The sequence below is a fragment of the Pseudomonas sp. PDM28 genome, from assembly GCF_019219115.1.
In the GTDB taxonomy this organism is placed as follows: domain Bacteria; phylum Pseudomonadota; class Gammaproteobacteria; order Pseudomonadales; family Pseudomonadaceae; genus Aquipseudomonas; species Aquipseudomonas laurylsulfatiphila.
This window is the reverse complement of sequence record NZ_JAHUWG010000001.1, coordinates 186162-211574: the sequence shown is the minus strand read 5'-3', so window position 1 is coordinate 211574 and position 25413 is coordinate 186162. Positions and strand designations below refer to the sequence as shown.

17 protein-coding genes are annotated in these 25413 nt (G+C 60.3%); 11 read left to right on the top strand and 6 right to left on the bottom strand.

The genetic code is table 11. The features are described 5' to 3' along the window. Positions 1 to 73 precede the first annotated feature (73 nt). Complete coding sequence (locus KW841_RS00970; RefSeq protein WP_218473068.1) at positions 74 to 1372, bottom strand: MFS transporter; 1299 nt, start codon at positions 1370 to 1372, stop codon at positions 74 to 76. A gap of 363 nt (positions 1373 to 1735) precedes the next feature. Between KW841_RS00970 and KW841_RS00965 the strand changes: the two genes are divergently transcribed. Beyond that, a complete protein-coding gene (locus tag KW841_RS00965) occupies positions 1736 to 2140 on the top strand; it encodes an acyl-CoA thioesterase (RefSeq protein WP_007942704.1) in 405 nt (134 codons plus the stop codon). Between the two features lie 68 nt (positions 2141 to 2208). Further along, positions 2209 to 3108, top strand: a complete 900-nt coding sequence (locus KW841_RS00960; RefSeq protein WP_218473067.1) for a D-hexose-6-phosphate mutarotase — start codon at positions 2209 to 2211, stop codon at positions 3106 to 3108. A gap of 116 nt (positions 3109 to 3224) precedes the next feature. Here KW841_RS00960 and KW841_RS00955 read toward each other — a convergent pair whose 3' ends face one another. The 4 genes from KW841_RS00955 to purE all read right to left on the bottom strand — a co-directional run bounded on the left by KW841_RS00955 (position 3225) and on the right by purE (position 5786). Next, positions 3225 to 3761: a DUF3299 domain-containing protein gene (locus KW841_RS00955; protein ID WP_218473066.1), complete on the bottom strand. Its 537-nt coding sequence runs from the start codon at positions 3759 to 3761 to the stop codon at positions 3225 to 3227. An 87-nt stretch (positions 3762 to 3848) separates the two neighbouring features. Continuing rightward, positions 3849 to 4094: a GlsB/YeaQ/YmgE family stress response membrane protein gene (locus KW841_RS00950; protein ID WP_104450305.1), complete on the bottom strand. Its 246-nt coding sequence runs from the start codon at positions 4092 to 4094 to the stop codon at positions 3849 to 3851. 106 nt (positions 4095 to 4200) lie between these two features. Then, positions 4201 to 5283 (bottom strand): 5-(carboxyamino)imidazole ribonucleotide synthase, encoded by a 1083-nt coding sequence (locus KW841_RS00945; RefSeq protein ID WP_218473065.1) that lies wholly within the window; start codon positions 5281 to 5283, stop codon positions 4201 to 4203. Positions 5284 to 5294: 11 nt separating this feature from the next. Beyond that, entirely contained in the window at positions 5295 to 5786 is a 492-nt protein-coding gene (gene purE, locus KW841_RS00940) for a 5-(carboxyamino)imidazole ribonucleotide mutase (RefSeq protein ID WP_046818578.1), read from the bottom strand. Positions 5787 to 6202: 416 nt separating this feature from the next. Between purE and KW841_RS00935 the strand changes: the two genes are divergently transcribed. Continuing rightward, positions 6203 to 6772: a hypothetical protein gene (locus KW841_RS00935; protein ID WP_218473064.1), complete on the top strand. Its 570-nt coding sequence runs from the start codon at positions 6203 to 6205 to the stop codon at positions 6770 to 6772. A 66-nt stretch (positions 6773 to 6838) separates the two neighbouring features. Here the strand turns inward: KW841_RS00935 and KW841_RS00930 are convergent, their stop codons facing one another. Further along, positions 6839 to 7750, bottom strand: a complete 912-nt coding sequence (locus KW841_RS00930) for a LysR substrate-binding domain-containing protein (protein ID WP_218473063.1) — start codon at positions 7748 to 7750, stop codon at positions 6839 to 6841. Positions 7751 to 7930: 180 nt separating this feature from the next. Here KW841_RS00930 and aspA point away from each other — a divergent pair, with 180 nt between their 5' ends. From aspA to KW841_RS00890, 8 genes are all read left to right on the top strand, one after another. Then, the gene (gene aspA / locus KW841_RS00925) at positions 7931 to 9355 is read left to right on the top strand and encodes an aspartate ammonia-lyase (RefSeq protein ID WP_003229645.1); all 1425 of its coding nucleotides are present in this window, start codon (positions 7931 to 7933) and stop codon (positions 9353 to 9355) included. Between the two features lie 530 nt (positions 9356 to 9885). Then, positions 9886 to 11337, top strand: a complete 1452-nt coding sequence (locus KW841_RS00920) for a sodium:alanine symporter family protein (protein WP_218473062.1) — start codon at positions 9886 to 9888, stop codon at positions 11335 to 11337. Between the two features lie 167 nt (positions 11338 to 11504). Beyond that, entirely contained in the window at positions 11505 to 12509 is a 1005-nt protein-coding gene (locus tag KW841_RS00915; RefSeq protein ID WP_218473061.1) for an asparaginase, read from the top strand. Positions 12510 to 12670: 161 nt separating this feature from the next. Then, positions 12671 to 13669 carry an AraC family transcriptional regulator gene (locus KW841_RS00910; protein WP_218473060.1) on the top strand — a complete coding sequence of 333 codons (999 nt, stop codon included), beginning with the start codon at positions 12671 to 12673 and terminating at the stop codon, positions 13667 to 13669. 262 nt (positions 13670 to 13931) lie between these two features. Then, entirely contained in the window at positions 13932 to 14963 is a 1032-nt protein-coding gene (locus tag KW841_RS00905) for a histone deacetylase family protein (RefSeq protein ID WP_007971719.1), read from the top strand. A 12-nt stretch (positions 14964 to 14975) separates the two neighbouring features. Beyond that, positions 14976 to 16076 carry a polyamine ABC transporter substrate-binding protein gene (locus KW841_RS00900; protein ID WP_102701928.1) on the top strand — a complete coding sequence of 367 codons (1101 nt, stop codon included), beginning with the start codon at positions 14976 to 14978 and terminating at the stop codon, positions 16074 to 16076. A gap of 161 nt (positions 16077 to 16237) precedes the next feature. Then, a complete protein-coding gene (locus tag KW841_RS00895) occupies positions 16238 to 20842 on the top strand; it encodes a dermonecrotic toxin domain-containing protein (protein ID WP_218473059.1) in 4605 nt (1534 codons plus the stop codon). Positions 20843 to 20864: 22 nt separating this feature from the next. Continuing rightward, a complete protein-coding gene (locus KW841_RS00890) occupies positions 20865 to 25400 on the top strand; it encodes a hypothetical protein (RefSeq protein ID WP_218473058.1) in 4536 nt (1511 codons plus the stop codon). The last annotated feature ends 13 nt before the right edge of the window (positions 25401 to 25413 follow it).

The window sequence follows — 25413 nt, the reverse complement described above, 5'->3', positions numbered from 1 at the left end:
CAGGAGAAATGCGATCGAATGTGGGAGCGGGCTTGCTCGCGAAGGCGTCAGTACAGTCGATACAAAAGGTCGATCAACGCCCTTTCTTCCAGAGGTAGGCGCCCACCACAATCCCGACCCCACACAGCACAGCCACGTAGTAGGCCGGCCCCATCGGGCTTTCCTTGAGCAGCAGACTGACGATCATCGGCGTCAAGCCACCGAAAATGGCGTAGGCCACGTTATAGGAGAACGACAGGCCACTGAAGCGCACCACTGGCGGGAACGCCTTGACCATCACGTACGGCACCGCACCGATGGTGCCGACCAACAGACCGGTCAGCGCATACATGGGGAACAGCCAGTCCGGATGGTCGGACAGGCTGTGGTAGAAGGTCCAGGAGCTGGCCAGCAACGCGGCGCAGCCCAGGACGAAGACTCGCCCCGCACCGAAGCGATCCGCCAGCGCGCCGGCGATGATGCAGCCAAAGCTCAGAAAGACGATGGCCACGCTGTTGGATTGCAGAGCCGTGGTCGGTGAGAAATGGTAGACCTTCTGCAGCACGGTCGGCGTCATCAGAATCAGTACCACGATCGCAGCAGAGAGCAGCCAGGTCAGCAGCATCGAAATGGCGATGGCACCGCGATGGTCACGCAACACCGCTCGCAATGGCACTTCTTCGGCCAGCGCCTTGCGTTGTTGCAGTTCGGCAAATACCGGCGTTTCGTGCAGCCAACGACGCAGATACACCGAAAACAGGCCGAACACGCCACCCAGCAGGAACGGAATCCGCCAGGCGTAGCCCGCGACTTCCTCCGGGGTATAAATGCTGTTGATTGCCGTGGCGACCAGCGAGCCAAGCAGAATGCCCGCCGTCAGACCGCTGGTCAGGGTGCCGCAGGCGTAGCCGATATGACGCTGCGGCACGTGTTCCGAAACGAAAACCCACGCCCCCGGCACCTCACCGCCAATGGCCGCGCCCTGGATCACCCGCATCAACAGCAGCAGAATCGGTGCCCACAGGCCAATCTGCGCGTAGGTCGGCAACAAGCCCATGATCAGGGTCGGCACGGCCATCATGAAGATACTCAAGGTGAACATCTTCTTGCGGCCCAGCAGGTCGCCGAAATGCGCCATCACGATGCCGCCCAGCGGCCGCGCCAGGTAGCCGGCGGCGAAAATGCCGAACGTTTGCATCATACGCAGCCACTCGGGCATGTCCGCCGGGAAGAACAGGTCGCCCACCACCGTGGCGAAGAACACGAAGATGATGAAATCGTAGAACTCCAGCGCACCACCCAGGGCAGACAGCGATAGAGTCTTGTAGTCGTTGCGGGTCAGCGGACGTGCGGGTTGTTCTGGCTGCGCGATGCTCGAGGGCGCTGTGGTCATGGCAAGGGCTTCTCTTATAGTCGGATCTGCAACCTCAACAACGCTGGTTGAGGCCTGGGCAGGTCCGGCACGATAGCAAATTGTTCGAAAAAGCACATAGAGGTGCGTTTTTGACGGTCAAAATGAGAACCGGACGGTCGTCGCGGAGTCTACCGACCGATATACTCGCAGCCTTGCTCCGGTTTTTGAGGGTTGCTGTGCGAAAACGCCTGTCAGGTTCATAGGCGATTTCGCAGAGTTTCCCTTTAGGCGCCTGATGGAAAACGTGACGAACGTAGTATGTTCGGTGCTGAATCGTTTTTCCCGAAGACGGCTACCACCAGCGATACCAACGAAGAGTCACGGGTCAGAGGCACCCCCGGCATGATAGAGCTCGAACAAGAAGATCCGATCCCGCAAGGCGACCTGGCCCTGCAAATCACCGCACTCCCTCGCGAAACCAACGGCTTTGGCGATATTTTCGGCGGCTGGCTGGTGGCGCAGATGGATTTGGCAGGCACTGCGATGGCCAGCAAGGTCGCCGGCGGGCGCGTTGCAACCGTTGCCATCGACCGCATGGCATTTCTGGTTCCGGTGGCAGTGGGCGCTCAGCTTTCCTTTTATACCCAGGCCCTGGAAATCGGCCGCAGCTCGATCAAGATGATGGTCGAGGTCTGGAGCGACGATCCACTGTCCAGCGAGTGGCGTAAAGTAACCGAAGCGGTGTTTGTGTTCGTTGCCATCGACGGTAGCGGCCGCACCCGTTCGGTTCCGCCCAGGGCTCGATAAAGAGCCACTAAACCTGGAAGCCGTTTTGCGGTCGATAGTCGTCCACGTTACTGATCGAGAGCTGTCCCATGAGCACGCCCAATGTTGAAGCCGTAAAACTGGATGAACTGAACTGCTGGCGCATCCGCCACGGTCAGGCCGAATTACTGGTGGCCCAGCAAGGTGCGCACATCCTCAGCTATCAGCTGGCTGGCCAGCCGCCGCTGATCTGGCTCAACGACGAGGCCGTCTTCAAGACCGGCAAGAGCATCCGTGCCGGCGTGCCGGTGTGCTGGCCGTGGTTCGGTAACTTTGCGCGCAACCCGCAAAGCGTGCAGGCGATGCGCATCGGTAATGAAGCGCCGTCGGCTCACGGCTTCGTGCGAGCGATGGATTGGGAACTGGGTGGCATCGAAGCCGAAGGCGAAAGCCTGAAGGTCGAATTCCTCCTGCCCTACCCCGAAGGCGGCTTTCCCGGCTGGCCGCACCAGGTGGACTTGACCCTGACCATTCGCCTCGACGAGCAATTGCACATCCAGCTGACCAGCCACAACCGGGGCACCGATACCGTCAACATCAGCCAGGCGCTGCACAGTTACTTTGCCGTCAGCGATGTGCGCGAGGTGCACGTCGAAGGTTTGGACGGCCTCGACTTCATCGAAACCCTGGACAACTGGAAAACCGTCACCCAAACCGGGGATCTGCGTTTTACCGGCGAGACCGACCGCATCTACCTCGACGCCCCGCCACAGTTGAGCATCGTCGATCCAGCCTGGGAACGGCGCATCGTACTGACCAGCAGCGGATCGCGCACGGCGGTGATCTGGAACCCGTGGATCGACCGCGCCGCTGCGTTCAGCGACATGGCCGACGACGGCTGGCAGCGCATGCTGTGCATCGAGACGGCGAACGTAATGGGCGATGTGGTGAGCCTGAAACCAGGGGCAAGCCATACCCTGGGCGTGAGCGTCGGTAGCGCGCCGCTCTAAGCAACACCTGAAACCAATGTGGGAGCGGGCTTGCTCGCGAAAGCGGTGTATCAGTCAGCATTGATGGCGACTGACACTCCCTCTTCGCGAGCAAGCCCGCTCCCACATTTACATCTCTACAAGTCCGACTCCTGCACCACCCGCACCTTCGCCGCATCCAGCGCATACGCCGCATCCGCCAGATCATTGCTGACCTTCTCGATCTTCAGCGTGCCGGTGACCCACAGCGGCGTGTAGATATCATCCAGCTTCAAGCCCTTGGGATAACGCACCAGCACCAGTTGATTGGGTGGCGGTGGCGGCACGTGGATGCAGGCACCGGGGTACGGCACCAGGAAGAACAACGTACTGCGGCCCTTGGCATCGGACTCCAGCGGCACTGGATAACCGCCAATGCGGATATTTCTGTCGTTCATCGACGCAACGGTCTTGGTCGAGTACATCACCGCTGGCAAGCCTTTGGCCTGCTTCATCCCGCCTTTGTCGGTGAAGGTGCCATTGGCTTCAGGGGAATTGTGGTCGATTTCGGGCATGGCCTCGAGGGCCTTCTGGTCCGACTTGGGCATCAGTTCGAGCCAGTCGGTCTCCGGCAGTTCGCCGGCATGGGCAAGGCCCGTACCCAGTAAAACAAGAGTTAGCAAAAGACGGCGCATGAAAGTGCTCGGCAATGGGAAGAACAGGAAACGCCGAGCATTCTAGCCCTCCCGACCGGCTTGGCGGAGAGGGCTTTGTCGCCTGGATCAGTTCTTTTTGATCAGTCCGTAGATCACCAGCAATACAACGGCGCCCACCAGCGCCCCGATGAAGCCTGCACCTTGGCCTGCCTGATAGATACCCAGGGCCTGACCGCCATAGGTGGCCGCCAGCGAACCGCCGATACCGAGCAGGATCGTCAAGATCCAGCCCATGCTGTCATCGCCCGGTTTCAGGAACCGGGCCAGCAGACCGACGATCAAGCCGATAAAGATGGTTCCGATAATTCCCATGGCATTCTCCTCTCAATGAAGTAGCTATCCGAAAGCCTAGTCAGACTTTCGCAACCTGCCATGAGAGAACGGCGCAACCCGAAGGTTCCGCCATTGCCAGAGAAAACTATTCGGCGATCAGCGCTTGAACCTTGAGGATCTGGTTCGCCAGCGTCTCGCGGTCTGCACAACGCAGGTTGGCGTGACCGACCTTGCGGCCGACCTTGAACGCCTTGCCATAGTGATGCAGATGGCAATCGGCGATGTTCAGGACCTTCTCGGTCTCTGGCACTGTGCCGATGAAGTTGAGCATCGCGCTTTCGCCTACCTTGGCCGTCGAACCCAATGGCAGACCGGCAACGGCCCGCAGGTGGTTTTCGAACTGGCTGCACTCGGCGCCTTCGGTGGTCCAGTGCCCGGAGTTGTGCACGCGCGGGGCGATTTCGTTGGCCTTGAGGCCACCGTCGACTTCGAAGAACTCGAACGCCATCACGCCGACGTAATCCAGCTGCTTGAGCACACGGCTGGAGTAGTCTTCGGCCAGGGCTTGCAACGGGTGATCGGTGCTGGCCACGGACAGCTTGAGGATGCCGCTTTCGTGGGTGTTGTGTACCAGCGGGTAGAAACGGGTTTCACCGTCGCGGGCACGCACGGCGATCAGCGAGACTTCACCGGTGAACGGCACGAAGCCTTCCAGCAGGCAGGCCACGCTGCCCAGCTCGGCGAAGGTGCCGACCACATCTTCAGGGGTGCGCAGGACTTTCTGGCCCTTGCCGTCGTAACCCAGGGTACGGGTCTTGAGCACCGCCGGCAGGCCGATGGAGGCCACAGCGGCGTCCAGGTCGGCCTGGGACTGGATGTCAGCGAACGCCGGGGTAGGAATCCCCAGGTCCTTGAACATGCTCTTCTCGAACCAGCGGTCGCGGGCGATGCGCAAGGCTTCGGCGCTCGGGTAGACCGGGACGAATTGCGAGAGGAACGCGACGGTTTCCGCCGGAACACTTTCGAACTCGAAGGTCACCAGATCGACTTCATCGGCCAGCTGGCGCAGGTGATCCTGATCGCCGTAGTCGGCTCGCAGGTGTTCGCCCAACGCGGCTGCGCAAGCATCCGGCGCCGGGTCCAGAAAAGCGAAGTTCATGCCCAGCGGAGTGCCCGCCAACGCCAACATGCGACCCAACTGGCCGCCACCGATTACACCGATCTTCATCGTCAACAACCTCAGGCGATGCGTGGGTCTGGATTTTCCAGGACGCTGTCTGTCTGCTCAGCACGGAAGGTTTTCAGCACCGCATGGAACTGCGGGTGCTTGGCGCCAAGGATACTCGCCGACAGCAGCGCTGCGTTGATCGCACCCGCCTTGCCGATGGCCAGGGTGGCAACCGGAATGCCTGCCGGCATCTGCACAATGGAAAGCAGCGAATCAACGCCCGACAGCATTGCGGACTGAACGGGAACGCCCAACACCGGCAGGTGGGTCTTGGCTGCACACATGCCTGGCAAGTGGGCCGCGCCGCCGGCACCGGCGATGATCACCTCGATGCCCCGTGATTCGGCCTCTTCGGCGTACTGGAACAGCAGGTCCGGGGTACGGTGGGCAGAAACCACTTTCACCTCGTAAGGGATGCCGAGCTTTTCCAGCATATCGGCGGTGTGGCTAAGGGTGGACCAATCGGACTTGGAGCCCATGATCACGCCAACCAGTGCACTCATCGTCGTGCCTCTTCTCTCTGGGCGCCCGCAGGCGCATCAAAAAACAACAAGCCACGCAGGATGCGTGGCTTGATTGTACGAATTATGGCCAGTCGTAACCGGCCGAAGGCCGCGCAGTATACCGCAAAGAAGCCAATAAACAGCCCCCGATACGACCATCTGTCATCCGACGCAAAACAGCTGTTTTATTGACTCAAGAATCAAGAACGCCAGCCCTGAACTACACCCACTAAAAGCCAGATAAAGAACATCAGGAAATAAAAGCTAAAACACTGCACGCCCATCACACACACTAATTATATATAAAACATCATCAAAACCAAATAACCCAACCAACTAAAACCATAATAACATCTTACATGTTAACCACTTCTCGCCGCCCACCAACCCAATCAGAAACCTATTGGAGCTTTTCAATGCCACACCCATTATTGTTAGTTGTTTTTATTCACAAAGACTTAGCGGATCATGACGCTGACGATATTTACGATAAACAATTTAGATGGTTGGCCAAGGAAATCGAAATAATTTCCGGACGGCCGCTCGCGATCATCTTCAAGTCACCTTCAGATGCGCCGGCCCTCACTCACCTTTCCTACAAGATTGACAGCCCTGACCAGACTCTTTATTCCTGGTATCAAAAAATCGACCAGTATAAAGATGACTATACAATCGACAGTTATAACGATCACACTCGAAAATTTCTTCTGCTGACACGTGACAACCTCAGCAGCACCGTTGCAGGGATTGCAAGCCAAAAGGGCTATTGTGCAATTTCATCTATTAACGGTGACCAGACGCCAGCTCATGAAGTGGGTCATATGTTCGGAGCACGACATGAGGACTTCGAGGTTTATTACAATGGCTGGTGGGACGAAACCATCATGACGCCCAGTACAATTGCATCCACTCTCAGAGGGAATGCCAAGCGCTTCAGCGACAAAAACAGGGAGAACATCCGCAATTATCTCGAAGAGCATGATTGAAACGCTTTGAATCATGCGATTACAAAGAGTGAAACTCTTTTTTTTGCTTTCACTCTTGCAGGCCCCTCAAGTGGTGGAGCCCGCTGCCCCACCCTCCAATTTTCGCCATAACAACCGCACGTTCGCCTTGCGCACCAATGCACAGCGATACAGACGAATCTCCAGCGGCACATGCCATTGCGCTCCGCCGCAGACCACCAGTTCACCGCGCGCCAGTTCGGCGCGCACACTGAGTTGCGGCACCCAGGCAATGCCCAGGCCTTCCAGGGCCATGCTTTTCAGGCTGTCGGCCATGGCGGTTTCGTAGATCGTGGTGAAGCGCAGCGCCCGTTGGCGCAGCAGCATGTTCACCGAACGGCCGAGAAATGCCCCGGCGCTATACGCCAGCAGCGGTACGCTGGCTTCGCCCTCCAGATCGAACAGCGGTTTGCCGTCGGCGTCCGCCGCGCAGACCGGCAGCATTTCGGTGTGGCCAAGGTGCAGGGAGGGGAAGATTTCCGGGTCCATCTGCATCGCGGCGTCCGGATCGTAGAAGGCCAGCATCAGATCGCAACCGCCTTCGCGCAAGGCATGCACCGCGTCGCCGACGTTGGTTGCCACCAGTCGCGTGGCGATGTTCAAGCCTTCGTTGCGCAACTGGGCAATCCACCGCGGAAAGAAACCGAGCGCCAGGGAGTGTGCGGCAGCGACCTGCATCACTTCGCCCTGCCCGCCTTCCAGATGATGCAGATGGCGCAATACTTCGCCGAGCTGCTCGACCACGGTGCGTGCGGTAACCAGAAACAATTGTCCCGCCGCCGTCAGTTCGATCGGCGTGCGCGAACGGTTGACCAGGGTCAGCCCCAGCGCCGCCTCCAGGCTGCGGATTCGCCGGCTGAACGCCGGTTGCGTCACGAAGCGCCGTTCGGCTGCCTGGGAGAAACTGCGGGTGGCAGCCAGGGCACTAAAGTCCTCCAGCCATTTGCTTTCCAGATTCATCACGTCCTCCCGGACACGCACCAATTTAGGTCGCACGCTCGCCGTCAAGCCGGCGTCACACGGGCATTATGCCGAATGTGCATAGGCTAGTGTTTAACAGCATTGGCCCAAAATTTCGCACAAGCCTAGCATTCACAGCGTTCCGGCACAGCCCGGGTCCATATTGAGATGATTTCTATCATGTCCTCCGCTGCATCATTCCGCACAGAAAACGACCTGCTTGGCGCCCTCGAAGTACCGGCTCAAGCGTATTACGGTATCCAGACCCTGCGAGCGGTGAACAACTTCCGCCTTTCGGGCGTTCCGATTTCGCACTACCCGAAACTGGTTGTCGGTCTGGCCATGGTCAAACAGGCCGCTGCTGACGCCAACCGTGAGCTGGGTCACCTGAGCGAAGCCAAGCACGCGGCCATCAGCGAAGCCTGTGCACGTCTGATCCGCGGCGACTTCCACGAAGAGTTCGTGGTGGACATGATTCAAGGCGGCGCTGGCACTTCGACCAACATGAATGCCAACGAAGTGATCGCCAACATCGCGCTGGAGGCCATGGGTCACCAGAAAGGCGAATACCAGTACCTGCACCCGAACGACGACGTGAACATGGCGCAGTCGACCAACGACGCCTACCCGACGGCGATCCGCCTGGGTCTGTTGCTCGGTCACGACGCACTGCTCGCCAGCCTCGACAGCCTGATTCAGGCGTTCGCGGCCAAGGGTGAAGAATTCAACCACGTCCTGAAGATGGGTCGTACCCAGCTGCAAGACGCCGTACCGATGACCCTGGGTCAAGAGTTCCGTGCCTTCGCCACCACCATGGGCGAAGACCTGGCCCGTCTGAAGACACTGGCCCCGGAACTGCTGACTGAAGTGAACCTGGGCGGCACCGCGATCGGCACCGGTATCAACGCCGACCCGCGCTATCAGGCCTTGGCTGTACAGCGCCTGGCCCTGATCAGCGGTCAGCCGCTGGTTCCGGCCGCCGACCTGATCGAAGCTACCTCCGACATGGGCGCCTTCGTGCTGTTCTCCGGCATGCTCAAGCGTACTGCGGTCAAGCTGTCGAAGATCTGCAACGACCTGCGCCTGCTGTCCAGCGGCCCACGCACCGGCATCAACGAAATCAACCTGCCAGCGCGTCAGCCAGGCAGCTCGATCATGCCCGGCAAGGTCAATCCGGTTATTCCGGAAGCCGTTAACCAGGTGGCCTTCCAGGTCATCGGTAACGATCTGGCGCTGACCATGGCGGCCGAAGGCGGCCAGCTGCAACTGAACGTGATGGAACCGCTGATCGCTTTCAAGATCCTCGATTCGATCCGCCTGCTGCAACGCGCCATGGACATGCTGCGCGAGCACTGCATCGTCGGCATCACCGCCAACGAAGCCCGCTGCCGTGAACTGGTCGAGCACTCGATCGGCCTGGTCACCGCACTGAACCCGTACATCGGCTACAAAAACGCCACCCGCATCGCCCGTATCGCCCTTGAAAGCGGCCGCGGCGTGCTGGAACTGGTGCGCGAAGAAGGTCTGCTCGACGAAGCCATGCTCGCCGACATCCTGCGCCCGGAAAACATGATTGCTCCGCGCCTGGTGCCCCTGAAGGCCTAACCCGACGCGTTACCTGTAGCACCGCTCACCAGGTCGAGGGACTAGACACCTCTCACCTTTTGAGGGCTTGGAGATCATTCTCCAGGCCCTTTTTTTTAACTGTTTACCAGTGAAAACCGTATGTCTGGGGACTGACCAATGTGGGAGCGGGCTTGCTCGCGAAGGTGGCGGCACATTCAACAATGATGTTTTTGATACACCGCTTTCGCGAGCAAGCCCGCTCCCACCCAGAGCAGCTCCCACATAGCCTGACAGCAAAAATGTCAGGTGTTTCAAGGGCTTCGTTTCACCACATGCACCACAACCGTGCAGACGGACGGCACTGTCATCGGTATAGTGCCGCCCCTCTTCGCGTGAGCGGTCGTCGGTAGCGAGACCACAACCCATGCGAAACCCGAACTAATAACAAACCCGCGATATGAAACCGGGACGAACTTCGAACCGCCCGTTGTGCTGTGCGCCCAGCGGTGTAACTCGATGTGTCTGCCCGGCAAGCATTTGCCAACACAAAAAACAGCGAGGAATAATCCATGCTCGAAGTCATTAACGACTTCCTCTCAGGAAAAGTACTGATCGTGCTCATTGTCGGGCTCGGTAGCTACTTCACGATCCGCTCGCGTTTCGTTCAATTGCGTCACTTCTTCCACATGTTCGCGGTATTCCGTGACAGCCTCAAAAGCAGCGCAGGGCAACTCAGTTCGTTCCAGGCCCTGATGCTCAGCCTCGCCGGCCGCGTCGGTGCGGGCAACATTGCCGGTGTCGGCATTGCCGTGACACTCGGTGGACCTGGCGCGGTGTTCTGGATGTGGGTGACCGCACTGGTCGGCATGTCCAGCAGCTTCTTCGAATGCTCCCTTGGTCAACTGTACAAACGCACCGACTCCGACGGCACCTTCCGGGGCGGCCCGTCCTACTACATCCAGCACGGTCTGCAGAAGCGCTGGCTGGGCATGCTCATGGCGTTCCTGTTGCTGGTGACGTTCGGCTTCGCCTTCAACGGCCTGCAAGCCCACGCCGTGACGCATTCGCTGAACAACGCGTTCGGCCTCGACACCACTTACACCGGCATCGGTCTGGCCGTGCTGCTGGGCCTGGTGTTCATCGGCGGGATCAAGCGCATCGCCAAGGTTGCCGACCTGTTGGTACCGGTGAAAACCCTGGTGTATATCGGCGTGACCATCTACGTGATCGTGCTGCAATTCGACCAGGTGCCGGGCATGCTGATGACCATCGTCAAGAGCGCCTTCGGTCTGGACCAGGCCTTCGGCGGCCTGATCGGCAGCGCCATCGTCATGGGCGTGAAACGTGGCGTATTCGCCAACGAAGCTGGCCTGGGCAGCGCGCCGAACGTGGCGGCTGTGGCAGCCGTCGAACACCCGGTGGCGCAAGGTGTGGTTCAAGCGTTCAGCGTGTTCCTCGACACCTTCGTGATCTGCACCTGCACCGCGCTGCTGATCCTGCTTTCGGGCTTCTACACCCCTGGCTTCGAAGGCGACGGCATTGCCCTGACCCAGAACTCCCTGGCCGCCGTGGTTGGTGACTGGGGCCGGATGTTCATCTCCGTGGCCCTGGCGCTGTTCGTGTTCACCTCGATCCTCTACAACTACTACCTGGGCGAGAGCAACCTGCGCTTTCTGATCGGTGAAAACCGCAAGGCGCTGATGGGCTATCGCGCGCTGGTACTGGTGCTGATCTTCTGGGGCGCCATCGAAAACCTCGGTACCGTATTTGCCTTCGCCGACATCACCATGACCATGCTCGCGTTCGTCAACCTGATCGCGCTGTTCCTGCTGTTCAAGGTCGGCATGCGCATCCTGCGTGACTACGATGACCAGCGCGCCGCCGGCATCAAGACTCCGGTGTTCGACTCCGCAAAGTTCCCGGACCTGGATCTGGATCGCCAGGCATGGCCGGCCAACCCGCCAGCCACTGTCGGCAAGGCTGAAGTTGAGCCGCAAGGTGTACCCGCAGCGCAACGCTGACAGGTGAATGACGGGCGCATCTCGCGCGCCCGTCAGTTAAAGTTCGAAAAACTGTGGGAGCGAGCTTGCTCGCGATGGCGCACTGTCAGTCAACATAGCGATGTCTGACATACCGCTATCGCGAGCAAGCTCGCTCCCACAGGAACTCTTCCTCTCGGAGAATCTTCATGAATTCGTCGACCTACCCTGCCGCCCAGCACGTCATGGTGCTCTACACCGGTGGCACCATCGGCATGCAGGCCAGCGCCCACGGCCTGGCGCCGGCGTCCGGTTTTGAAGCGCGGATGCGCGAATACCTGCACAGCCAGCCCGAACTTGTCGTGCCGCAGTGGCGTTTTCGCGAGATGTCGCCGCTGATCGACAGCGCCAACATGACCCCGACGTACTGGCAGCAGTTGCGTGAAGCAGTGGTCGATGCGGTGGATGTTCAGGGCTGCGACAGCGTGCTGATCCTGCATGGCACCGACACGCTGGCCTACAGTGCCGCCGCCATGAGCTTCCAGTTGCTCGGCCTGCATGCCCGCGTGTGTTTTACCGGCTCCATGCTTCCGGCCGGTGTCACCGACAGCGACGCCTGGGAGAACCTCGGCGGCGCGCTGGTTGCACTGGGCCAAGGCCTCGCGCCGGGTGTGCATCTGTACTTCCACGGCGAACGGCTGGACCCGACCCGTTGCGCCAAGGTTCGCAGTTTTGGCCGTCATCCGTTCAAGCGCCTGGAGCGTCAGGGCGGTGGTGTGAAAGCCACTTCGCTGCCAACAGCGTTGAACTACAACCAGGCAAAACAACTGGCGAAGGTTGCCGTGTTGCCGCTGTTCCCTGGCATCGGTGCCGAGATCCTCGATGGCCTGCTCGACAGCGGCATTCAAGGTCTGGTGCTGGAGTGCTACGGCAGCGGCACCGGGCCGAGCGACAACCCGGAGTTCCTCGCCAGCCTCGGCCGTGCTCGGGACAAGGGCGTGGTCGTGGTCGCGGTGACGCAATGCCACGAAGGCGGGGTTGAGCTGGACGTCTATGAGGCAGGCAGTCGCTTGCGCGGTGTCGGTGTGCTGTCCGGTGGCGGCATGACCCGTGAAGCGGCATTCGGCAAGTTGCATGGGTTGTTGGGGGCGGGGCTTGAAACGGACGAAGTCCGTCGGCTTGTCGAGCTCGACCTTTGCGGCGAACTGAGCTGAAAAAACACAAAACCTGTGGGAGCGGGCTTGCTCGCGAAGACGACGGCACATCCAGCATGGATGTGACAGGCCGACCGCTTTCGCGAGCAAGCCCGCTCCCACAGGGGGGCGTCGGCACACAACTTGCTCCGCATTCCAGCATCCCAAGGCTGGAAGTCCTCATGCTCCACTCCCACCTCACCACCCTCAATGCCGTCTCCCTGGTACTCGATGCCTTCAAGGCACAAGGCTTGTCCAGCGAAGCGCTGCTGGCCGGCAGCGGTATCAGTGCGGCGGATCTGAACCGGGCCGACACGCGCATCACCACCAATCAAGAGATGCAGGTCTGTGCCAACGCCGTTGCCCTCAAGCGCGACATCGGCCTGGAACTGGGTCGGCGGATGCACGTTTCCTGCTACGGCATGCTCGGTTACGCCCTGCTCACCAGTGCCACCTTCGGTGACGCATTGCGCCTGGCGATACGCTATCCGGCGCTGCTGGGAACACTTTTCGAGCTGAGCCTGGAGGACGACGGCGAGCGCATCTGGTTCGCCGCCGCCGATTACCGCGAGAGCCCGGCCATGGCGGTGTTCAACGCCGAGTTCTGCCTCGTATCGCTGAAAGTCACCTGCGACGACCTGCTTGGCCATCCCCTGCCCTTGCTCGGCGCACGCTTCGAACATGCCGCGCCCGACTACGAAACGAGTTACGCCGAACACTTCAACTGCCCGCTGGATTTCGGCGCGCGCAACAATGCCTTCGCCTTCGACAAGCGCTGGCTCGACCAGCCGTTGCCGCTGGCCGATGTGATCACCCATCAAGCCATGGCCGAGCGCTGCCGCAAACAGAACATCGAGTTCACCGGGCGACAGGCATGGCTCGGACGGATCCGCCAATTGCTCAGCGCGCAATTGAACGCGGCGCCGGGGCTGGAGGGCCTGGCCGAGCAGATGAATTGCTCGGCGCGGACCTTGCGTCGGCATCTCAAGGACATGGGCTGCAGCTATCAGGAGCTGCTCGACGAACTGCGCTTCGAACAGGCCAAGCAAATGCTGTGTGAGGATCAATTGCCGATCTACCAGATTGCCGAGGCGCTGGGCTTCAGCGAGACCGCGAGTTTTCGCCATGCGTTCGTGCGCTGGAGTGGTGTGGCGCCGAGCCAGTTCAGGCCACACGGATAACCCTGTGGGAGCGGGCTTGCCCGCGAAGAGGCCGGTACAACCGATACATCTCCATTGGCTGGAGCACCGCTTTCGCGGGCAAGCCCGCTCCCACAGGTTTAGCATTTCATGCACTCACCCGGAACTCAGCCGTGAGCAAGGGGCGAATTTCGGTCAAACGTTTTGGCCATATCGATCCCCTTTTGGCCTTTCCTGCCGTTCTCCGAAACCGTCCGTGCCGCAAGACTGTGTTCAACCGAATCAGCCTGCGGAGAACAACAAAATGCTGACGATCTACTCGAACGATCACCACCTGCACCACGGCCGTTGTGAATTGATAGACGGGCAACTCAAGCCCTGCTTCGAAATGCCTTCACGTGCCGACCACGTGCTGGCACGGGTGCAAAATCAAAATCTCGGCCCTGTCGAAGCGCCGAAGGATTTCGGCCTCGGACCGATCGAACGCATCCACAGCCGCGACTACCTCGACTTCTTCAAAGGCGCCTGGGCACGCTGGACCGAGTTCAACACCGACGGTGACTTGCTGCCCTACACCTGGCCGGCCCGCACCCTGCGCCGGATCAAACCCGCCAGCCTGCATGGCGAACTCGGTTACTACAGCTTCGATGGCGGCGCGCCAATCACCGCCGGTACCTGGCAGGCGGCGTATAGCGCAGCGCAAGTCGCCCTCACCGCCCAGGCGGAAATCCAGCGCGGCGCCCGTTCGGCCTTTGCCCTGTGCCGTCCACCGGGACACCACGCCGCCAGCGATTTGATGGGGGGTTATTGCTACCTCAACAACGCGGCCATCGCCGCCCAGGCGTTCCTCGATCAGGGCCACAAGAAGGTCGCGATCCTCGACGTCGATTACCACCATGGCAACGGCACCCAGTCGATCTTCTACGAACGCAGCGATGTGCTGTTCACTTCGATCCATGGCCACCCGGAAGCCGAATTTCCGTTCTTCCTCGGCTATGAAGACGAATTGGGCGAGGGCCCCGGCGAGGGCTTCAACTTCAACTATCCTCTGGCCGCCGGTTCAGGCTGGGACACCTGGAGCGCGGCGCTGGAACAGGCCTGCAAAGAGATCGAAAGCTATGGCGCCGACATCGTCGTGGTCTCCCTGGGCGTCGACACGTTCAAGGACGATCCGATCTCGCAATTCAAACTCGACAGCCCGGATTACCTGGCCATGGGTAAGCGCATTGCGGCTCTCGGCAAACCGACGCTGTTCGTGATGGAAGGCGGCTACGCGGTAGAAGAAATCGGTATCAACGCCGTGAACGTTCTCGAAGGTTTCGAAAGCGCCCAATGAGGAATTAGAACAATGACAAGACTCAAGCGTTTGATCGTTCCAGCCCTGGGCGCCCTGGTGCTCAGTGGCGTTGCCCATGCTGAAGAACGAACGTTGCGCGTCTACAACTGGTTCGACTACATCACCCCCAAGGCTCTGGAAGACTTCAAGGCCCAGAACAGCCAGACCAAACTGGTCTACGACATTTTCGACACCAACGAAGCACTGGAAGCCAAGTTGCTGACCGGCAACTCCGGCTACGACGTGGTGGTGCCATCCAACGTGTTCCTCGCCAAACAAATCGAAGCCGGCGTGTTCCAGCCACTGGACCGCAGCAAGTTGCCGAACTGGAACCACCTCGATCCCAAGCTGATGAAGCTGATCGAAGCCAACGACCCGGGCAACAAATTCGCCGTGCCGTACATGTACGGGACCATCCTGATCGGCTTCAATCCGGACAAGGTCAAGGCCGTGCTCGGCGACAACGCGCCAGTGGACAGCTGGGACCTGATCTTCAAGGAAGAGAACATCAGCAAGCTCAAGCAGTGCGGCGTCGCCCTGCTCGACTCGCCCTCGGAGATCTTGCCGCTGGCCCTGCAACACCTCGGCCTGGACCCCAACAGCAAAAAGCCGGCGGACTACGACAAGGCTGAAGCGCTGCTGATGAAGATCCGCCCGTACATCACCTACTTCCACTCATCGAAGTACATGGCCGATATCGCCAACGGTGACATCTGTGTCGCGGTCGGTTATTCCGGCAGCTTCTCGCAAGCCGCCAACCGCGCCAAGGAAGCCAAGAACGGTGTGATCGTCGACATGCGCTTGCCGAAGGAAGGCGCACCGATCTGGTTCGACATGCTCGCAATACCCAAGGGCGCGAAGAATCCGGAAGACGCCTACACCTTCATCAACTACCTGCTGCAACCCCAGGTGATTGCGCCGGTCAGTGACTTCGTCGGCTACCCGAACCCGAACAAGGACGCCACGGAACTGGTCGACCCGGCGATCCGCAACAACCCGAACCTGTACCCGACCGACACGGCAATGAGCACGCTCTACACCCTGCAACCGTTGCCGCGCGATGCCGAACGTGCGCGGACCCGGGCCTGGACCAAGATCAAGTCCGGTACCTGACAACCGTCTGGTTTGCCCCCCACCAGGACCTGCGCTCGCGCAGGTCTTTTTTTTGCCCGCGATATTTATTTACCGCCAACCGCACGCTGCCCGTCATTACTTTGCAACGGATTGCGCACCGACCCTTCGACGGTGCCTGCCACCTCACAAAGGATGTGACCATGACCGACGTTTCCAGCCCTCCCGCCCTAACCGGCCTCCCAGCCGATCAGGATGCCCTGCTCACCCAATTGGTGGCCGGGCCGTCGATCAGGGAGGTTGCCACCCACGCACTGCAACCGGCATTGAAAACGCTATACCCGCAGCTGTCGATCGACCCCCGACTGGCGATAGTGGTGACGCCGACCTGGACGCTGCACGGGCAGCGCGTCATCGCCGGGCCACGACACTTCGAATCACTGACCGACACCCTTGTGCGCCACGGGGTCACGAAAACACCGGTGGTTTACCTGGATGGCGAGCACTACCTCACCCTGCAACCGCTGGAGCCGACACCGGCACAACTGCCCGTCAGCATCGAAGCCATCGGGCGCCTGCTCAATGAGTTGGCGCCACTGCTGTTCGACGCGTTTCAAGAGCAGCAGGTCGACTACTGGAACCAGTTCACCGCCCCCTCGACCCCGCGCTGGCAAGGCCTGTCCCACTCGCTGCGCGAACTGTGGAACATCCAGACCCAGCCGAACTGGCAGGACGACCAGTCTGCGATGGCCCGCAACCTGTTCGCCTACCCGGACAAAAGCACGCGCATGAACCACGACAGCTACCGATCCCGCGCCTGCCTGATCGATCTGGACTACAGGAATGAGGGTGTCTCGACCCACCTCAACACCCTGGACATGGCCGTATTGATCGGGACGCTGGGCAACCGCACGTTGATCCTCAGCCACACCATCACCCAGGGCTTCCAGACCTACGAGTCGCTAGAGGAGCTGGGCAAGTCCCTGCTGACTTACACCAACGGGCAAGTACCCGGTGATACCTTGCAATGGCGTCTGATCGAACCAGAGGGCAACTTTTTCGACCACTTGGCGTGCACCCTGATCGCCCTGCAAGCGGACTCGATTGCCGCGCTGGCAAACGAGTCCGCAGACGAAAACCCCGACCTTGCGCCTCACATCAGCCGTACCACCAATAAGCTAGACCCATCGGACAAGCAGGCGCCCTCGCGCTTCAACCTGATCGAGCAGGCGCTACCAGACTGGATGGCCAACGCGTCATCCGGCGATCTCACCGCGTACAGCCGTCACCTGATGGATCTGGTAACCGTACAGAACCAGAACGCCGGGAAGTCCTTCCAGGACGGTATCAAACCGATCCGCGACTTCGCCCTCGATCAACTGCGCGAGGCCATGCTCGCCGAGCATCCCGAGGCCACAGGCTTGCAACTGGCGGACATCGAGATCGTGATCGACAGCGTCGTGGTCTGGGGCAGCTTTGTACCGCCAGTGGAGCCTGAGCGCACTACGCTGAGCCTGGTCGAGCTGGCACTGCAAAACCTGATCGCCCTGCCACCGGGAAACAAATCCGTACGCAGTACCGGCACCACGGAGCTGCCGGGCTGGCTGACGGTCAGCTACCTGGAAGCATTGATCGTCAGCGTCAACATCGGTCAAACCTATCCGACGCTGATCAAAAGCAAACTGCTCGACGATCCCCTTGAAAGCCTGCGCCGTCAGAACCTGTTCACCAGCCGACTGCGCGTCGAGTTACCGCTGCTGGCCTTGCAGCAAAAAATCCGGACTGAGGGCGGGATCGATGAGCTGGGTTACCGCTACGTCGCAGCCGTGGTTCAGGTTCTCGACGCCAATCGCTGGGTCGACAGCCAGGAGATCGTCATTCGCCCACTGGCGTTCAGCCCCGCCTGGCGCCTGGGATCATCCACGGACGAAGTGAGTAACATGTTCGTGATCGGGCCGCGCCAGATGGACAAGGGACCGTGCCTGCTCTATCGGCCGTTGCTCGACCCTCCCCTGATCCAGTACCCGACGCCGGCCAACCTGATCTATGCCATCCGGCACGCTCCGAAGCTGCGCCAATCCGTGCTCGCCTGGCTGCCGGACAGGGTTCGCGCCAATTACGCCAACTACGTGTTCACCGGCGAGCTGCCTTCGGTCTGGAGTGTCTCGCAACTGCTGGCCGACCCGCTGACGTCCCTGCAAATGAGCGGTCCGCTGACGTTAGGCTCGCGGGTCCTGGCCACCAACTACCTGGCCAACCTGTACAAGGCCAATGTCAATGCGCTGGTGGAGCTGGCACAACGGCAATCGGTGTCCAACGCGCAGAGTCGCTGGGCAACGCTCAAGCAGGCAGCCTGGAAAATCCTCAACGGGGCGCTGCCTTTTCTTGGTCGGACCGTCGGCACAGCCGCGTGGATCTACCAGGTACTCGATGACCTGCAACAGACCCTCGACGCGAACGAGGCCGGCAACGACGAACAACAGAAAACCGCCATCACCGACCTGTTGTTGACCCTGGCCATGGTCCTGGCCCATCACGCCAGTACGCGCCGCTCAATGGCCCGCAGAACCGAGAAAAATTCCACGATAGAGCCAACGGTCGAACCGGCGGAAAAACCGACAGCCACACCCATAACCTTCGCTCAGCTGCCCGACATCATCGGCGCACCTACCGAATCACAGCACCGCATTTCAGTCGCGACCGATGCCGCTCTAAGCCTGACCCGCACCCTGGATCGCTTCAAGATCGCCAAACCGGAAAGTCTCACGTCAGCCATTAGTGCCCCCGGCATCCATCAACACCTCTATCGGCTCGAAAACCGCTTTTACGCCCCCGTCGGCGAGCGCTGGTTCGAAGTGGCCGTTGAAGAAACCGGTGAGGTGTCGATCGTCGACTCAAGGCCTGAGTCCAAGGCCAATGGTCCTGCACTGATCGGCAATCAGCGCGGTCAGTGGTTTGTCGACACGCGCCTGCGCTTGCGTGGCGGCGGCTTGTCGACCCGGCGCAAAGCGTTGAAACAGCAAAACCGCCAACGCATTGCCGAACTCAAACGGCAACTGGCCGAATTCGATAACGAACGCGAGCGCGCACGGGATGAATTGATCGGCACCTACAACCAATTGAAAGCGGCCAGCGAAGATGCACGCGCCGGGATAAAACAGCAGTTTCTGGACAAGCTCGACCGGCGAACCGACGACTATGCCGCCCCCATCGAACAGTTGAAATCACTGAACCTGCTGGACTCGGTCCCCAATTACCGCACCGCCATGGTCGAGATGCTCGGCACCCAGTTGTTCTTCAACCAGACCTGGCTTGACCAGCAGAACGCGGTGTTCGCCCAGACCCTGCGTGAAACCCTGGCATTGCTGGAGGCGGAAGAAACGCCGGGAGGGACTGGCGATCGTGTGACGTACCAGAAAATGATCGACCTGACCGAGGGTGTGATCGACAAGATCCAGTTTGCCCAATCGCGGTTCGAGGAACTGAGCCGACTGGGCAGAAGTGCCGCCGAGGTCGCCAACACCTACAAAGCCAAACTGCCGGTCTACAGCCTCAACGATCTCAAGGCACTACAGGTTTCGCTGGCGCGCGAGGCCTGCCTGAAGGAGGGCGACATCGTTGCGCTGAGCGAAGCCCGAGGTGAATTCGCCCGGTTACTCGACTCCGCCAACCTGGTGATCCAGACCTCACAGGAGCTGATGCTCGAAGGCAGTGTCTGGAATGACGGTGAACGTACCGAAGCACTCAACGGCATGCTTGAACAGTTTGTCGCCATCGACCAGTCTTTCGAAGACTTCGCTGTCAGCCACAAGGACGCCGTGCTGGAGCAACCGCTCAAGCATTTGCGAGCGCGGGTCAGCGAATTCCAGCAGCACGCCGAAAGTTACCTCGGGCAGCTACTGCGCGAGCAACAGCCGCCGCAACCTCAGCCCGGTCCCTCAAGGCCGGCACCGACGCCCGGCAAACGCGTGATCAAGACACGCTTCAAGGGCACCGTCGTGGGTGAAGTCCGTCGCTCGGCTCCGGGAGAACCGGTGTTGCTGGATGTGCGTGCTCCCGTGACCGGCAAGGTCATCGCCACCTTTCATGAAAAGACTCCCGGCGTCTGGGTTGAGCGAGTGCCCGCAAAACGTCCCCGGCCAACTGCGCAGCCTCCCGCACTCGATGCGCAGATCATCCAGGGTCAGGCGCTGCTCGATGGCGTGGACACCTTCATCAGGCAAACCGAAACCAGCGCTAAAAAACCGGGGCGTAGCCCGGTTGAAATCGAGGAGCTGTTTCAACACAAAGCCGATCTGCTCGACCAGGCGGCCCGAACGCTGGAACGCTCCCTGACCGAATCGAACACCACCGAAAACCCGGAAGTTGCCGCGACAACCCTGACCCGGGAACTCAACGAAGCACGCGACCGGTTGTACACCGAGGGATACCGGTTACGGGTCCAGATGATCAAGCAGCAACCGCCCACGGCAGCGCGCGTCGAATGGCTTGTCGGCAAAGGTGAAGTCGACATTGTGCGCAACGGTGAACAACGTCGCCTCAAGGGCCCGCGCAAGGATTTCCTGCAGGAATACGAAATCCGCGAGCGCAAGTCCAGGCAGGTGCTGTGGTACGCGCACTTCCACTACCCCGCCAAGAACGCCGCCCTCGACACCTTTACCGCTGCCCACCTGAAGCTGCGTGATCAACGGCTGCTGGCAGGCGCCCTCGACCTGCGCTCGGCTGCCACCAACCCGCAACTGATTGCCATCTATCGAAGCGAAATCAGCCCGCAACTGGCGCGTACGCTGTTCTTCTCGCGACACTGAAACGTCAAAAAGGACAATGACGATGACCCCACATTCCGAGAATACCGAGTCCCCGGCCCTGCTGACCAAGAGCCTGGTGACCCACCAGACGAGTCAAGGGCCGACCGTCGATGAAGTCGCCACCCAAATGCTGCGCAAGGCCCTGAAAACGAAGTTTCCCCAACGGGATCTCGATCCCGACCATACGCTGATCGGCACACCGCAATGGCAAACGCTCGAGGGCGCGCTCGTGGCGCTGCCGACACGGTTCGAGTCGCTGACCCAGGCACTCGTGCGGCAGTTTTTTACCTCCACCAGCGCCAATTACCTGGAAGGCGAACACTTCCTGACGTCGAACCCGCAGGCCACGCCCGTGGTGCATCTGGACGTCAGCATCGAAGCCATCGCCGAGATGCTCAACGACTACGCGCCCCTGCTGTTCGTTGCGTTTGGCGAGCGCCAATTGGCCTACTGGAACAGCCCCGGAAAACACGCACCGCACTGGCAGGAACTGTCCGATGCGTTGCGCAAAGCCCTCGACGTGCAGCACGTCACCGGCTGGGATGATGCCCAGTGTCGCGCGGCCAGGGCCGTCTCGCTTGAACCTGACAAAACGCAACGGCAATCGAGTGATCCGACGCTGTCGGCCATCCAGACCTGCCTGATCGACATCGACACTGTCGATGCCAATGGCAGCACCCGGCATCTGTTATTGGGCGGCGCCGCCGTGCTCACAGGGCGCTACGAACAACGTGACCTGGTGATGATGTACACCGTGGAAGACGGGTACGAATCGTTCGACTCCCTGAAGCAACTGGGTGACTCATTACCGGCGCGCATCGAGACGCGCCTGGCCAGCCGCAACATGAAGTGGCAGCTGTTCGAGCCCGAGGGAAATTTTTTCGACCACATGGCCTGGGCCCTGATCACCAGCCAGCTCGATACCATCACCGCAATCACCGCCGAGGGTGCCGAAACGGATGATCCTGCCGAGCCTGCTTTCCCCTCCGATAGCACCAACGCTCGGGAGAAAAACACCCTCATTGGCCTCGACGATTCCATTCCCGACTGGCTGTTCGGTGCTTCGGCCGCCGACCTGGATGCCTACAGCCAATCCGTGAATGCGCTGGGCAAACTGTACAAGCAGGCCGACAACAACCTGTTCCGGATTCAGCCCATCAACACGTTCGCCCAGCAACGCATGCGTGAAGCGATCGTTGCCGACACGCCCTCTGCGGCAACGCTACCCCTGGATAAACTTGAAATCACGATCACCCACAGTTTCGAATCCGGCGGGCTGACGCTGCCCAACCCGCATGACATCCACACCGAAACCCTGGGCGAATACGCCTTGCAAAACACGGCACCGTATCAGGCCAGTGTTCGATTCAACCCACCACAGCCTGTACCTGATTGGCTGACTGTGGCCTATCTGACGCAAATGGCGAGCAACGTCGATATCGGCGCGAACTACCCCAAACTGATCAAGGACAAGTTGATCGAGGACGCCGTACAGGCCGGCTTGCAGCAGCACTTCTACATCAGTCAACTGCGTGCCTTGCTGCCGCTGATTGCATTGGAGTGCAAGATCCGTCGCATCGGCGGCATCGATCAGCGGGGTTACAGCTATGTTCGCCAATGGCTAAACCCAACGCCAGGTTACCCGCAACCGATCGCCATCCGTCCACTCGCCTTCCTCCATGCCGGGGACACCAACGCAGACATTGTGGCGAACATGTTCATCATCGCTCCACGCCAGGCGGAAAACGGGCCGTGCCTGCTGTATCGCCCGTTGTTTGAACAGCCGTTATTGCAATTCCCCTCGGCGCAAAACCTGCTGTACGCCTTGCATCAACCGGGCGAATTAAGAGACTCGGTTCTGGCCTGGCTACCCGACTCGGCCACCAGCTTCAAATACGCCCAGTACACCTTCCCGGTCGGCCTTCCCAGCCCATGGCTGGAAGCCCAACTCCTTTCCGAACCCTGGACTTCCGTGGACTGGGCGGGCCCGGTCGAGCTCTCGGCCAATGAGCTGACCGGCGATGTTTTCCCCGTCCTGTTCAAGACCCACGCCCAGGCCATGGCCGAACTCGCTGATCGACAGTCGCTGTCCAATGCGCAACGCCGATGGGCCTTGCTGCGAGACAGCGGCTGGGCCCTGTTCAACGTCGCCGCGAATTTTCTCAGCGGTCCGGCAGGGGCTGCGGTGTGGGTCTGGCAAAGCATCAGCGACATCGAGCAGGTGCTGGATGCCCACCAGCATGGCGACAAGCTCACTGAGTGGAGTACGGTCGCAGACCTGCTGCTGAGCCTGGGCATCCTTCTCGCTCACCATGCCGCCGTGCGCCGCAAGACCGGTACGCGAACGATGCCACGACGAATCGACAGCGGGATGCTCAAGCCCGAGACGTCAACGACCGAGCCGGCACGGCCCACCGCGACCCTCATTCCCACCGGTTTGACCGGTGAACTGCCCTCCAGTCATTACTCCTCACTGGAGGCCAGCGGCTCGGTGCCCCGTCGATCGCCCACGGCATTGGCCACGTATCTGGACACTTTGACCGTATCAGCTCCTGATCTCACGGCCCCGACTCTGGAAACACGCCTGCGTGATACCGCGCCCTTGTATCGCCTGGATGGCAAGACCTACGCAAAAGTCGGTGACCGCTGGTTTTGCGTGGTGGAAAACGACGATCAACAGGTACAACTCGTGTATCCGCACGAGCCCTCGAAAACCGGCCCGCTATTGATTCACAACCGACAAGGCCAGTGGTTTGTGGATACCCGGTTGCGCCTGCGCGGCGGTGCCGGTGGTAGCAGCTTGCAAAGCCAACTCAAGGCCCGGCGCAGGGAAAAGGCGCAGCAGAAGCAAGCGCTGAGCGTTGCGCTGGAGAACTTCAAACGTCAGGAAGCCGCCGGCAATGCCGCACTGAATAAGGCCCAGGCCGAAATGATGGGCACAACCGGGTCAGCCCATGAGCAGGCGACCGAGCGCTACCTCAGCCAGCTGGAAACGTTGATCGGCGATTACAGCCAGGCCCTGAAAAATCTGCAGCAAAGGCGCCTCCTGGGCGCAAGCGAAGGCTATCTCAATGATCTGCTGAGCATGACCACCCACCTGCAAAAGAACCTCAGCCTGTGGTTCGTCCTCAAGCGCAACGCCTACGCAATACTGACGGACAGGCTTGCGCAGAACACGCTCATTGATTCAAACACGTTATTGCAGGCCCACGTCGAGGACGTCCGGCAGGCGCTGGCGCTGAGCCAGGACATGATCGCCCGCCTGCAAGTGTCCGCCAGTTCCCTGGAGTCGCTCGACGCCATTGGCAGTGCCGGCCTGGTCGCCGCACAACGCTTGCGCCAACTGATGCCGACCTTCAACCAGTGGGATTTGAAATCCAACGAAATCGGCATGTCCCATGAGTTGTGCATGCGCAACGACGCCGGCCTGGACAATGAAGCGGCCCGCACAGCGGTAGGAGAGCTGATTATCGAGGCAGCGACGGCCACGCACCGGCACGCGGTCTTGAACCGGAGCCCGCAAGGCGCTGACGGTGCAGCGCTTCGCATCGACGATCTGAGCAGGCTGATCGATGTCTACGCCGATGCCGATCAGCGCCTTGAAGACCTTCCCGGTGAATATCCAGGCCAAGTGGAGCCCAGCGAACTTGAGCGAGTACGTGGCTTGATCGGCGAGTTTCGTCAACTTGCCCGGGAGCAACTGAGCGCGCTGTTGCCCGAGGGCGGCAATAGCCTTACGCCGGTCTTGCCCGAACCCGCCATTGCAGGGCCCTCGCGGCCAACCGTCAAGATCACCAAGAGTCGACCACGTGACCCGATGCCGGCCAAGGCCCCGCCACCCGAGGAACCCAGCCTCAAGGAAATGCTACCGGCCCGCCCCAAACCCGCGGCGCCGGCGGCTCTGGGCGATATCGACATCATCGCCGAAGGCCTGGACCTCAACACGAATGTTCAGGACTTCATCAAGCGAACGCAAAAAGATGCCCTCAAACCCAACCGCATACCGGCAGACATGCAGGACTTGTTCGATTTGCAGGCCCAACGGCTGGAACAGGCTGCCATCAATGTCACACAAGCCATGGCGCGTCTGCGCGCCGCAGGGCAAACACCCCCGCCGGTGGCTACCCTGGCCGCAGAACTTAACAGTGCCGCTGTGCAGTTACGCGCCAAAGGCCTCGCTACCCGTGCCAGCCTGCTCAAAGAGCGCCAACCCCGACAGGCCTATCTGCAATGGCTGCTGGACAACCATCAGGTGCGGATCGAAAGAAACGACCAGGGACGGATCAGGACCAGGAAGCGCCGGGACTATTTCCAGGAATACCGGATTCTCGATATCACGAACAACGATCAGCCGTTGTGGCTGGCGCACTTTCACTACGATTCAGTGGATGCCTCGCTGGAGCAGTTCACCGCTGCACACCTTAAAATCGCCGAACCTTACTTGCAGACATTCAGCGCCGAGCGCCGTCAGGCACTCACCACCCTGGCACCGATCGACTACGTGTTGAGGCGCATCAGCGACCCGACACTGTTCTTCAAGCTCGAAGCTCAACCCTGAAACAGCCTGGCGG